This window comes from Acinetobacter sp. ANC 4178 (assembly GCF_004331175.1).
Taxonomy (GTDB): Bacteria; Pseudomonadota; Gammaproteobacteria; order Pseudomonadales; family Moraxellaceae; genus Acinetobacter.
Map to the genome: position 1 here is coordinate 103363 of NZ_SJOD01000001.1, position 12197 is coordinate 115559.

The 12197-nt window shown below is 38.1% G+C and carries 8 protein-coding genes; 2 read left to right on the forward strand and 6 right to left on the reverse strand.

The genetic code is table 11. The features are described 5' to 3' along the window. Positions 1 to 151: 151 nt before the first annotated feature. The 4 genes from E0H87_RS00500 to E0H87_RS00515 all read right to left on the reverse strand — a co-directional run bounded on the left by E0H87_RS00500 (position 152) and on the right by E0H87_RS00515 (position 1911). Entirely contained in the window at positions 152 to 421 is a 270-nt protein-coding gene (locus E0H87_RS00500) for a hypothetical protein (RefSeq protein ID WP_131321404.1), read from the reverse strand. 242 nt (positions 422 to 663) lie between these two features. Then, positions 664 to 1023: a hypothetical protein gene (locus tag E0H87_RS00505; RefSeq protein WP_131321407.1), complete on the reverse strand. Its 360-nt coding sequence runs from the start codon at positions 1021 to 1023 to the stop codon at positions 664 to 666. A gap of 111 nt (positions 1024 to 1134) precedes the next feature. Further along, positions 1135 to 1569: an I78 family peptidase inhibitor gene (locus E0H87_RS00510; protein WP_131321409.1), complete on the reverse strand. Its 435-nt coding sequence runs from the start codon at positions 1567 to 1569 to the stop codon at positions 1135 to 1137. Positions 1570 to 1707: 138 nt separating this feature from the next. After that, a complete protein-coding gene (locus tag E0H87_RS00515) occupies positions 1708 to 1911 on the reverse strand; it encodes a hypothetical protein (RefSeq protein ID WP_131321411.1) in 204 nt (67 codons plus the stop codon). Between the two features lie 730 nt (positions 1912 to 2641). On the opposite strand from E0H87_RS00515, the gene E0H87_RS00520 reads away from it, so the two are divergent. Further along, the gene (locus E0H87_RS00520; protein ID WP_131321413.1) at positions 2642 to 2863 is read left to right on the forward strand and encodes a hypothetical protein; all 222 of its coding nucleotides are present in this window, start codon (positions 2642 to 2644) and stop codon (positions 2861 to 2863) included. Positions 2864 to 3347: 484 nt separating this feature from the next. On the opposite strand, the gene E0H87_RS00525 is transcribed toward E0H87_RS00520, so the two are convergent. Continuing rightward, the gene (locus E0H87_RS00525) at positions 3348 to 7868 is read right to left on the reverse strand and encodes a translocation/assembly module TamB domain-containing protein (protein WP_131321415.1); all 4521 of its coding nucleotides are present in this window, start codon (positions 7866 to 7868) and stop codon (positions 3348 to 3350) included. Positions 7869 to 7900: 32 nt separating this feature from the next. Beyond that, on the reverse strand, positions 7901 to 10672 hold the full coding sequence (locus E0H87_RS00530; protein ID WP_131322476.1) for an autotransporter assembly complex protein TamA: 2772 nt from the start codon (positions 10670 to 10672) through the stop codon (positions 7901 to 7903). 201 nt (positions 10673 to 10873) lie between these two features. Between E0H87_RS00530 and E0H87_RS00535 the strand changes: the two genes are divergently transcribed. Continuing rightward, complete coding sequence (locus tag E0H87_RS00535) at positions 10874 to 12193, forward strand: MFS transporter (RefSeq protein WP_131321417.1); 1320 nt, start codon at positions 10874 to 10876, stop codon at positions 12191 to 12193. Positions 12194 to 12197: the final 4 nt, after the last annotated feature.

Genomic DNA, 12197 nt, shown 5'->3' on the forward strand with positions numbered 1-12197 from the left:
TTCTAACTAAATGATGCTTACATCGATTGCATATAAAAACAGCAATATCGTCAGATTATTTGGACTTTATTCACATTAACTTTGAACTGTCATCTAAAAACTAAAAAGGCAACTCATGTTGCCTCTTTTTACTCAATATAAATATTCAACCTTAGTGGACAGTAGTTTCTCGTAAATACTCAGCCAAGGCAGATTTATCCCCTTCAAATTTAACCTGAACTTCATCCTCATGCAGCATAAGATGCTGCGCGCTGATAAATGAAATTTTAACCGCATAGAGCTTTAGATCTGTATCAATTAAGTGTTGTATAAAAACACTGTCGCCAAGACTGAGCACATAATGACTACCCGCGATGATCATACAATGTGTTTCATCTTGTAAAAGTAAATCTGCGTGATTTAAATATGCGACCACTTCCATAGCTCACCTCATTGGTTGTTATTATTCTGCTTTCATTATTGTTTAAAAGTTGAGAGTTTTCTATATGCTCAGCTTCAATTCATAATATATTTTAAACATACTTAGGCTATTTTACGCACGATAAATATACCTAGGTCGCTAGCTGAGAAACCGATGCAAGCAACAAAGCCTTGTATCTCTACAACACAAGGCTTTGTTCTGTATTTAGCTTTTCAAGCATGAGCGTAGCAGTTATAGCTAATTTAAAACTGCTTATATTCGGGCAATTGATCATGTGGCGTTGCCAAGCACTTCGCTGTAATTTGTGTCTTAATTTTCTCGCGCGCTGCATCTTTATCTTGTTTAATTTGCTCTTCTGGCAAGGCATAGACTTGTTCAATAATATTCAAAATGAACTTTTGGGTAAATTCATCGTCAATTTTATTGGCGTGTTCTATGGCTTTATCTTTTTCAATAGCACTTTGACGATCGAGCATAATTGAACGTGCAGCATTGCCCATACTGGTACAGTAACCATGCCATTGTTCTTCAGGAGTTAATGGCTTCTTTTCAGAACACCCTGCTAATGCTGCCACAATAGCCAAAAAATAAACTTTTTTCATGCATACTCTCCAATTTCGCGCCCTATGATAGTCAAACTTTTTAAAATGAAGAACTATTACTGTCTTCAAATATGAAAAAAGCCCTGATTTGGGCTTCTTTCACTGAGCAAATTAACCGCAACTCGCTTGAATCACTTTATGGTTGTTCGGATCAACCGTAACCGTGACCCGATCTTCACGATAATCCATCGTCACAGGTTGACCTGGTTGAACTAAACGCACGACATGTGCACTGGTTTTTTGTTTAATTTGTGCCTCGCTCAAGCCACTCTGCCCAACCAACGCTGCCGCTTGTTCAGGTACACATTTTGTCTGATTGGCGCGGAAAAACTCCCACTCTTCAACAATCTGCCCGTTAGGAAGATGGCAATAACCCACTTCACCATTCGTTTCTTTTCTAATTTCTAATTTACCTTTCTGTTCAACACAAAAAGTACTTGCAGGATTTGCCATACCAACGTTTGGTTTTCCCGTTTCGCTCTTTTGTGCAGTGCTACAACCTGACAAAGCCGCCATAATCAATCCAAGCATCACGATTTTTTTCATAAAGGATATTTCTTTAAATAAAAGATTAACATAGCAAAAATATTTAAAATAAACTGTGCGTTTTTTGCTAAATATCAATCAAAAAAGCCCATCAAATGATGAGCTTTTCATACTTAAAACTTCTTTTATACATCAACTTTAATTCACTGAATGAATATCAAGTTCTTCATTTTTCGCTAAAACTACAGAAGCTAAAATTGGTATACCTAAAATAAAAGGTATAGAGAAGATCCAAAAGATCACGGTGTAATCAGGATTGAATAAAAACTGAATAGCTATTGCCGCCAAGATTAAAACAGAAAATAAAATCGCTGCAAAACGCAGTACAAATTTGATTGGCATGGTGATCATCGCTCTATATTTAGCTCGTCTACTTACTATACACATACTTTCTATATGGCTTTATTGATTTTAGGTATCTAATAGCTGTTATTTATAGATTTTCTTAATCTACATGAAATATTTCATACTCTATAAAACCATTTTTCAAAACTCATTAAAATAGAAAGATCATAGTGGAGCCTTATTTAAATATGGAGGAATTAAATCATTGAGTACCTGTGAATTAAACTAACATTTTCTGTAGTGAACTGAATCCAATATAATTAAAAGCTACCCCAAATCTATATCAATCTGTAACTTCCGCCATGGGCGCTGATATTCAGACTGATACTTCTTACTTTTTCACTCTGCTTAAGTCAGGAATTTTACACCTGTACCATCAATGAGTAGATGAGCTTTTTTGCCTGCTAATTGTAATATCAATATGCTTTTAGGATTGGTAAATTATGATTGTGTACAAATATCACTAATATTCAGGGCTAATCTATAAATACGAATGAGACTTTAAACAAATTCCATGACTATTCGTAGAGCTAAATAAAATATGACTTTCATCATTAAACCGCACTGAATAGGTTTGATTTCATCTTTTTCTCCCTTTTGGCGCGATTAACTAAATATTGAGATCAAGCCAAAAGACATCTAGGATTTCTTAAACTTGTTATCACGTCACGCTAGCTTTGTGCTATATATAGCCGTTTTATAGTCTTTTTTGCCATTTGGTCTTTTTATGAAAAATACATCATCTTCTAATGACACTGAATCAACCGTTTTGGGTTGGAAATTTATTGCTATCGTTGGCGTTATAACGACGATCTTTTTCACTTTTTTATATTTAGCGATGTCGAGTGACCCAGAATATATGCCTAACCGAGAACCCAAAGCTGCTACGCAACCTACAGCAGAAGTTCATTCAGCTACTCATAATAGCGAAGGCGATAAACAGCATTAATTTGTTAACTAACTAAGCCCTCTCGTTAGGGCTTAAGTTCAAATGAACTTAACTATTTTGTACATTAATGGATAAAATATAAAGGAATATTCAATCCATTTTAGTAGCTCCAAATAATTTAATTAGTACATAAATAAAAGAAAATGCTGGGCCATTTATATATCTGAACTACTTTTTAAACCGCTTATTTTGTATGTATTACAGGCACATCGTTTTAAGGTGTGAAACTTTATCTTAAAATATAGGGTCACTCATACTACTGATCTTATCAGGTCTAAATTTTTATCGATGGATTCCCCGTCCACAATCAATCTAATAGCATCCACATTAGACCTATTGAGTTTAATTTCAGACTAAATCCACAAGTTCAACATTTGTATTTTAAGTCTGAAATCACTCAACATTCCAGACCTACCAACAATCCAATTAATCTTAAATTCCACCTAAAATACAATTACTTAAAACCTTAAAATACTTTAAATGATTAGAATCGCCAGTTATAGAAGAAATCTACAGCTCGATCAACTGACTGGCTCGCTTCCAAATACAATTTTTGATTGATTTGATAACGCAATGTTAATTTGTTGACTGGCGTAAACACACCGACCCCATAACGAATATAAAGATCTGGCGTAATATATCCCGTCACACTCACTTGCGTATCATCACCTGTACCTTGAGCATCTAGCGCCAAGCCGCTTAAGCCAAATGATTGCCCCAGTTGATTAGTAAAGGCTCTTGTTCCACCCAAGCCCATACTAATACCAGCTGCTGCAATGGTGTTATTTACATCTGACTTAAATGTTTCAGTCTGATTAATATTATTCGCACCTTCATTAATACGCCCTGTAACCAGTGCATTCATGGCTTCTTGTTCAGTCAAATTGCCATCATTGTAGACTTGAATATTTGGATTACTTGCAGTGCCTGTAACACGAACCCCGACGATTGTTCCCTGTATAATTTTATTGGTATCCACATCTAAGGTTGGATTTGCCAAAGGACCATTGAAACGTGCAATTGCACGATTTAAATCGAGACTTTGTCCATAGGCTTCAATTTTAACCTTCTGGCTTACCCCAATTGCACCATTCGCACGCATTGCTGTTTCAACACCACGTTGCGATAAATATAAGCGCCCAACCAATGGAATACGACTATTAAAACCTTGGAATACGACTTGTTTACCTAAATTAATCATCACATCCGCTTTAATATCCCACGGACGTGCTGATCTTAAGATTGCCAATTGATCTTGGCCCTCTTGTACGATTCGAACATCCGAAGAAACATCTACCACAGGTGCTGAAGATTCAGGCATTGAAATTAAAGCACGCGGAACGTCAACCTCACCTTTTAATACGAGTTTTTTCTGGAAAGGCATAACATCCAAACTAAAGTCTGGAGTAACCAATGCTGTAATTAACGGTGCTTGGCGAATTAATAAATTATCGCCTTTTAAATGCAGTTGAATACGTGGTTCATTTTTCCAGTCTACATTTCCTGTAAGCAAACCAACGCCTTGCCCACTGTTAAACGCGCCATTAATTGTTGCATGGTCATTCTGAATGGAAGAATAAACTTGAACATTCGTTAAATTGATAGGGAGTGAAATCATACTGATCACACCATCTTTTAAACGCATTTCGCCTGTTAAGCGTGGTTTCAGAAGCTCACCACCAATTTTCCCTGCAAAAGAAAGTGTTCCACTTAAAGTACGGATATCTTTTACAAATGGTTTGAAGACTTTTAGCTGCACTTCATTAAATGCAATCTCTCCTTGCATTGGTTTATTGGCTTTAAAAGGATCGATAATTACATTGGTATAACCCGTACCAATTTCAGGTGCTTTTACATCTAAACGAAGCTGCAATCCTTGCGCAACACTTTTCGCATTCACTGAAATTTCGTCATATCTTAATGAAGATGCCGTATCTTGAGGATCCTCAGCAGCAATCCCAATAATGCCTTGACGCGATACCATTCGTGCATCTATTTTTGGTTTGCTACCTTGCGCCCAAGCTGCTTTTGCATAACCATTGGCTTTTCCTGTAATTGCCAAACCTTCAGGCATAAACGCTGCAAAGTCATTTAAGTCGAGGTTTTTAGTCACAAAAGAGATATTACCTTTGGCTTTACTTATTCGAATGGGTTGATCGAAACACAACTCACTTTGCTGACTTGCCCAACAATGTGCGCCAACAAATAATTCTGTCGTATTTTGATTGAACACAACCGAAGCATTCTGACGTTGTACTAAACGTACGCGAACCGAGTCAAAGTCACCCTTTTGGATCTGACCTAACCATGAGTTATTACCATTAAATCCACCTGCAAGCTGTACATAAAAATTACTAAATCGGTTGTTACCTTGAACCTTTAATATATGTGCTTTTCTGGTACCCGCAAGTGAAACCACCCCATGTTGAATTTCTCTATTCCCGCTGCGTAAATTTGTCATTTCGGCTTTAAGCAATGTTGGTGTGGTTTCAGAAGTAGGTAACTGGCCTTGCACACGCAGTTTTTGCATACTCAGAATATTGCCCACTCTTAAATCATCTACTGCAAGATTTGCCGTTGCCTGTAAACGCGGTTGCGCCTGTATATTGAGATACCCATAAGCTCGACCTCTTAAGCCGCCATACAGCTCATATAATGCAGGGGCATTAATTTTGAGGCGTAAGTTTTGTGCATTGCCTGTCGCTTGAATTTGGTTATTTGCATAAGACATAAACAAATTATTGGCTTCAAATTGCTGTGGTAAAAAGCCTTTTTGATTGTTATTTAAGACCAAGGCCAAATTACCCGTACCGCGTACAGGCTTATTATTAATATAGCCTGCTACATTCAACTTCTGAATATTGATACGTTTTAGTGCATCAGACCAAAAGCCTTCTGTTTGCACGATACCCGATATTTCACCACGAACTGTTGAGACAAAATACTGCGGCTTAAAACGAACCAGTGATGCATTGATATTCCAACCAATGCCTTTACTTAAGTCGACTTTACCTTGTGCAAGAATTTTACCTGCTGCACCATCATGTTGGAATTGATCAATTTTTAGAAGTTGGGGTGTACCAGAAATTTTAACTTTTAACAGCCCGCTACTTTCTTTGATCTTGCTCGACTTTAAAGCACCATCATAATTTACAGCGAAACTTTTGAAGCCACCACCCGCTTTAGTATCATGGAAAAGAACCGCTACAGTACTTTTTCCTGTGAGTTGTACCGTCTCTTGTTGAGCCTGTTGTGGTAAATGCCCAAGCAGATTAATTCCTTTAAGCTCAATAATATGTTGATTCGGTTTTGCATACCCGCTTGCCTGTATTTGACCATTGACCAAATCAATTGGTGCAGCAGCCACGACAGTTTGAGGATTGAAATCTTGTGCTTTAACATTAGCATCCCATTTCAATTGGGTTTTATCTGTAGGCAAAATAACATTGGCTTGCCCACTCAAACTCCCTTTATTGGCAACATAACTAAAACTAGGCACTTTTAATATATTTTTCTTAATATCGAGCTGCGCCTTATATTGACCTGCTGGAAGTAAGGCAGATTCATGCTGGGCAACTGTCGAAGAAACCACAAGATTTTGCTGACCTTCGACTAAGCGAATTTGAACATCACCTGAATCACTTTTTAGCCACCCAATATAAGGCATGGCACGGTCAATATTTTTCCATGCAACATCAAGCAACATTGGTTGAGGCTGCTTCGGTTTCGCCTCATTTTGATTCAGTTTTAAATTCCATGTTTCATATTGGTCAAAATCAACCAATCCGGTCAAATGCAGCCCTTTTTCCAAACGACCAGTCGAAGCAATTTTTGCATCGAGACTTGGTGGTAAGAAATCTTTGACCACTTGAGGAATTAACTTATCTTTAGGGTTAATTTTATTTAAATGTCCCTGTACATCCCAATGTACATGCTTCTCCCAACTGACCAGACCTTTAGCTTCAACCGTTCCTTTCATCACTTGACCTTTAAACTGGTCAATATTGAGTTGATGCACCAAGTCGGTATGCATAACAGCGGTATATTTGCCTTTGGGAAGATTCTGCCCCGTTAAATCAGTCGATAATCCGAGATTGAGACGTTGTATATCCCCTTGATAACGAAGGACACCAGCTTGAGTAAATAATTTTTGATCGGTCAGTAATGGCCAGTGGTAATTTTCGAACTGTAACTGTCCAAACATAGGAACATGACTACGAACAGGATGTACAACTCCCCAACCTGAAAGTAAATCAGGGGTATTGGTCGCAAATCCAGCTGTAATCGTATCCAAACTTCCTTTCGCTACAACCTGAATATCATGAATATTAAGACTATGATTTAATGCATGAATATTCACTGTTGCTTTAGCATTTAAAGGGTATTTACCCTGAAAATCCATGTTTCCAGTCGCATTTTTAATGGCTAAATAGCCCATATCTGCCTTAGAGTCTTCAAACTCTAATTTGGTGTTGGACCATAATGCTTCATTTAACTCAATATCATTAAAATTCACAGAGGCCGCATGTGTTTTAATCAATAAATGATCGACATCAGCATGATCCAAACGTAGGGTAAATGGCAATCTAATTTCTTTAAACTTAAAAGGCTCACTACTCGGTGGAGTTTTAGTAATGACCTGTAAATTACGAACGTCAGCGCTATACAGATGGATTTCTTTATGTACTAAAGCACGCCATCCCAAAATCACTTCGGCACGATCAATCTTGACATCAACTGCAGACAAGGTCACCAAAATGTTTTTTAAAATAATGCCTTTTAAAAGATTACCGCCTTCATATTCATAATGAATAATCTGTTGACGTTCCAACACACGATTGAGAAGAAACTTACTTCCCTTATCGGTCGAAAACATGATAGCGAAAGCAGATACAAGTAAAATCACCAAAAGAAGCAGCGTTAAAAGGACACTCCTCATAACACGGCGCTTTTTAGGCAACGGTGATTCGGGTAATTCTTGTTTTTGCTGTTCTACTTCAGCCATAACCTTCTCAAGTACAAAATTAAGTTTAAATTTTAAAGTGGTGAACCAATAAAGAAATGCACACGAATTGGATGATTTTCATCCGAAATACCCGATGCAACATCTATGCGTAAAGCCCCAATCGGAGATGCCCAACGGATCCCCACACCAACGCTATATTCTGTATTGTTACTAAAATCTTTATCATAAGCATTACCAAAGTCACTGAATAATGCTGCACGCCATCCATCTTTAAATTGATAGTTATACTCGAGTGAACCCACTGCTAAAGCTTGTCCCCCAATTTTATAGCCATCCACTTCGGGCGTTAAACTCTTATAGTCAAAACCACGAATAGACTGATCTCCACCCGCAAAATACCGAAGATTATAAGGAATTTTATTAAAGTCTTCAGTTACGATATAGCCTAAATCGCTGCGACCTACAAACTGATGGTCATTATTTTCCCCTAAGGAATAAATGAATCGCCAACCAGCATTTAATATTGCCATATTTGCATCAGATAGAAGTGCATCACTTCCAACTTCTATTTTATAAATTTGTCGAAAGCCCTTTGTTGGGTTCACTCGCTTATCTGAATCTACCCGTGAAGCCTCATAACCCACCAACAATGATTGTTGCTCCGTATCAGCGCTCGCCAAAAATGCGTCAGGAATATCACTTTCATTCACTACACCATTTTGGCTTAAACGGTCTAATCGATAACGCAAACCAAATGTATGCTGCCAATTGCCCATAGAGCGTTTAATAATACGGTCTGCGCCAACAACCGCGGATTCAATAGTAAGACTATTACCCTGCGCAACACCGTCTCGTTCTTCACGCTCGTAACCACCCACCAGACTAATGTAATCATTTAATGGATGGTTATAAGGAATGTTATAGCGCGTATCCACTGCTTGCCGAATTTGTGATAACTCTAAGTTGGCATCTAATGAGTGACCTCTTGGGTTCACAATAGCTCGACGATAAGTTGTTCTTAATCGCGGACCTGTATCCGAACCCCAGCCCGCACCTACTTCAGCATTATTTAATCGGTCAGCATTTAAAGTCACAATAACAGGAACTTTTTTCTCATCCCGTGCTTGTACTTTCAGTCGTTCATCTTCTTCCTCACGTGTTTCTTGAGCTGCTCTTTGCTGTTTAATTTCAGGATCCAATTCCTTTTCATTTGCCCCAGCAAATTGATCTTCATCTACAACAGATTGTGTCACTTCCTTTGCAGAATTTAGCTCCTTTTGATCTTGAACTTGCAGTTCACTACTTGCTATTTTTTCTTGATCGACTAACGCCTGTAAATCTGGTGGAAGTTCTAAAGGCACTTCAACTGGGTCAGGTCGTACCGCATCGACCAAGGTGTAGTTAAAATAACGTGAGTTGGTCAAATTATTTGCCAAAGTATTCACACGCCATAAAGCATAATCTGCGCCATCTTCCCAAGGCACCATCATTTTCAAGATGTCCATATCCAGTGGGAATGGTTTAGCAGGATCGCTCATACGGAATTCTACACCAGCTAATTGATAACGCTCACCTGTTTCAAAACGCAAATTAATGTCTGCTAAATTTTGAGGCTGTGCAACTTTCACATCATGCAATCGCCAATAAGAATCAAAGAAACCATTGTTGGCAGCGGCATCTACAATCCGTTTTTTCGTACTTTCATACAGCCCGTGATTGAATACATCTCCAATGTCTAAATCAGGTAACACGCTAATAACTTGAAATTGAGGACTATTTGCACCCACACCACTAAATTCAATATTTTGGTTATCAACCAAGACAGGCATATTGGGTTTAATAATGACTTTGACACGGCTTTCACTGGTCTTCTCAAACTTAAACTCGGCTTGATAAAAACCTACAGCCTGAGCAGACAAATTAGATAAGCTTTTTAATTGTGGCAAGGCTGCATTAAAATCACCATAGGATTCTTGCGTAAAGCTAGACAGCTTTGCAGCCACGTTACTTTTTAAATTTAAAAGTGCTTGTTGATATTCTTTATCTGGTAAATCTGGATTAGTATTCTGCGCATCAACAATAACAACCTCAGCTTTAATCCGAGGTACTTTGGCCGTCTCTAAATCATTTTTTGAGGGTCTTAATTTATGGTACCAACGTTTAAAAAAGCCTTTTTCATCTTCTACGACTGGTTCAGTGACCAAGCCCAACTCTGGTAATGTTTTTCCAGACTCATTGGCTTCTACAACAATTTGACTATCTGCCTGAATACGATTCATTAATTGATCGACGTTTACAGGTGCCTGATTAATTTCGGTAAGCTCCTGTGGCGTCGGACTACGCACTACGACTTCTTGGGTTTGACCTGCACGATATCTTTCTGCCTGAGCTTTTGCTTCGTTGGCAACATTATAAATTTCATTTGCCATACCCTGATCGACAGGCGTTTCAGGCAGTTCTTGTAAATCGTCAAAAGTTATGGGCTTAAAGGTGTCAATTTGATCGGTATGCTGCACTTGATGTTGCAACATTGCATAACTATCAGGCGCTGAAACTTTATTTTGGTCATTTTCAGCTTTTTCAAGATGCTCAACTTGACTCAAGTTCTGTGTCTGTGCTTCAGCTTGAACCTGCGCATTTAGCTCATCTTTTACAGCTTGTTCAATATGAGATGTTGCTGCATTTTCAGGTTGCACTGCACTGATCTCTTGAGCGAAGCCATGTTGGGCAAAAAACATTAAAAAAGCGCTCAAACACAAACTTTTATTGGTATGATTCAACTCCAAGATAGAGTTCATACTTAGTGTCAAAGTCGACTTTTTAAAATTGGTTTTTACAAGCATAGAATACTCTAAACTCATGATGGGTCTAATCAACAGCCCTTCGTATTTGTAATGAAAAGTTTAAAATTTATACTGGCTAAAGAACTCAATTTTATTGATTTTTTCACCACAGCATAAGATTAAAATATCATACATGATTTTCATGGCTATTTTACCAGATGCTCACATTTCTTAATAAAACTTTATGAAGTTCACATTGTCATGGAAAAAAAAGAACATCTTTTAAGCACTCGGCGTTTTTTACCGATGTTTGTGACTCAGTTTTTAGGGGCATTAAACGACAATGTCTATAAACAAGCCTTATTGTTGGTCATTACCTATGGATGGATTAATCAACAAAGTGCCAGTGTGAGTACACTCAATAACCTTGCAGCGCTGTTGTTTATTCTCCCGTACTTCATTTTTTCAGCGACAGCAGGACAAATTGCTGACAAATATGAACGTGCTCGCTTGGTCCGTGGCATTAAAATTCTTGAAATTGTCATCATGCTGATTGGTAGTGCAGGTTTTTTACTTGGACATTTATGGCTATTGTTACTCGCTCTATTTCTTATGGGCACGCACTCTACTTTTTTTGGGCCCATTAAATATGCCATCCTGCCTGAAATTTTAAAACCCAACGAATTAATGTCAGGAAATGCCTTGTTCCAATCAGGCACCTCAATGGCGATCTTAATCGGTATGATCTTAGGTGGAGCGGTCATTTCTGCTTCGGAAGGTAATTTACTCTGGATTAGCCTGACCATCGTTACGATTGCTATTTTGGGTTACTTTTCCAGTCGATTTATTCTTAAACAAAATGTGGCTACACCTCATTTAGAGATTGATTGGAACTTTTTCAGAACCAGTTTTCAAACATTAAAGTATGCGAAAAGCATTCCACTCATTTATTTGGTGCTATTGGGTAACTCTTGGTATTGGTTTTATGGAGCAACCTATTTAACCCAAATCCCGCAACTTACGCAGCAAAATTTGCATGCATCTGAGAATGTGGTCAGTCTATTGCTCACTTTTTTCTCTGTAGGAATAGGCATTGGTTCATTGCTATGTCGCAGAATTGGTGGAACAGAAGTTAATTTAAAAATGGTTCCGATTGGCGCCATTGGTTTAACTGTATTTGCTTTATATTTGGCTGCCAGTCTTGCTTTTGTTCCAGTAGAAACCGGTGAGCTTTTACATCTCGCAGATGTATTTCAACGCGGCTGGAGCTATTATCATGTCATGTTGGCAGTTACCATGCTGGGTATCAGTGGAGGTTTTTACATTGTTCCGCTCTACGCCATGATGCAAGCACATTCACCTCGTTCACACCGCGCCCGTGTAGTTGCTGCGAATAACATCTTAAATGCTGTATTTATGGTCAGTTCGGCTATTTTTTCCATTATCATTTTAAGTATTTTAAAAATTGATATTAAAATACTGTTCTGCATTACCGCTGTACTGAGTGCAATTTTTAGCGTTTGGCTACTGGTTCGTCTAAAACCACTACTCCACACTGCTCAAGTCTCTTTAGAGGATTAACCCT

Excerpts from the sequence above, each read along its gene's own strand:
- E0H87_RS00500 (WP_131321404.1), bottom strand. The coding sequence starts at position 421 with ATGGAAGTGGTCGCATATTTAAATCACGCAGATTTACTTTTACAAGAT.
- E0H87_RS00505 (WP_131321407.1), bottom strand. The coding sequence starts at position 1,023 with ATGAAAAAAGTTTATTTTTTGGCTATTGTGGCAGCATTAGCAGGGTGT.
- E0H87_RS00510 (WP_131321409.1), bottom strand. The coding sequence starts at position 1,569 with ATGAAAAAAATCGTGATGCTTGGATTGATTATGGCGGCTTTGTCAGGT.
- E0H87_RS00515 (WP_131321411.1), bottom strand. The coding sequence starts at position 1,911 with ATGCCAATCAAATTTGTACTGCGTTTTGCAGCGATTTTATTTTCTGTT.
- E0H87_RS00520 (WP_131321413.1), top strand. The coding sequence starts at position 2,642 with ATGAAAAATACATCATCTTCTAATGACACTGAATCAACCGTTTTGGGT.
- E0H87_RS00525 (WP_131321415.1), bottom strand. The coding sequence starts at position 7,868 with ATGGCTGAAGTAGAACAGCAAAAACAAGAATTACCCGAATCACCGTTG.
- E0H87_RS00530 (WP_131322476.1), bottom strand. The coding sequence starts at position 10,672 with ATGCTTGTAAAAACCAATTTTAAAAAGTCGACTTTGACACTAAGTATG.
- E0H87_RS00535 (WP_131321417.1), top strand. The coding sequence starts at position 10,874 with ATGGAAAAAAAAGAACATCTTTTAAGCACTCGGCGTTTTTTACCGATG.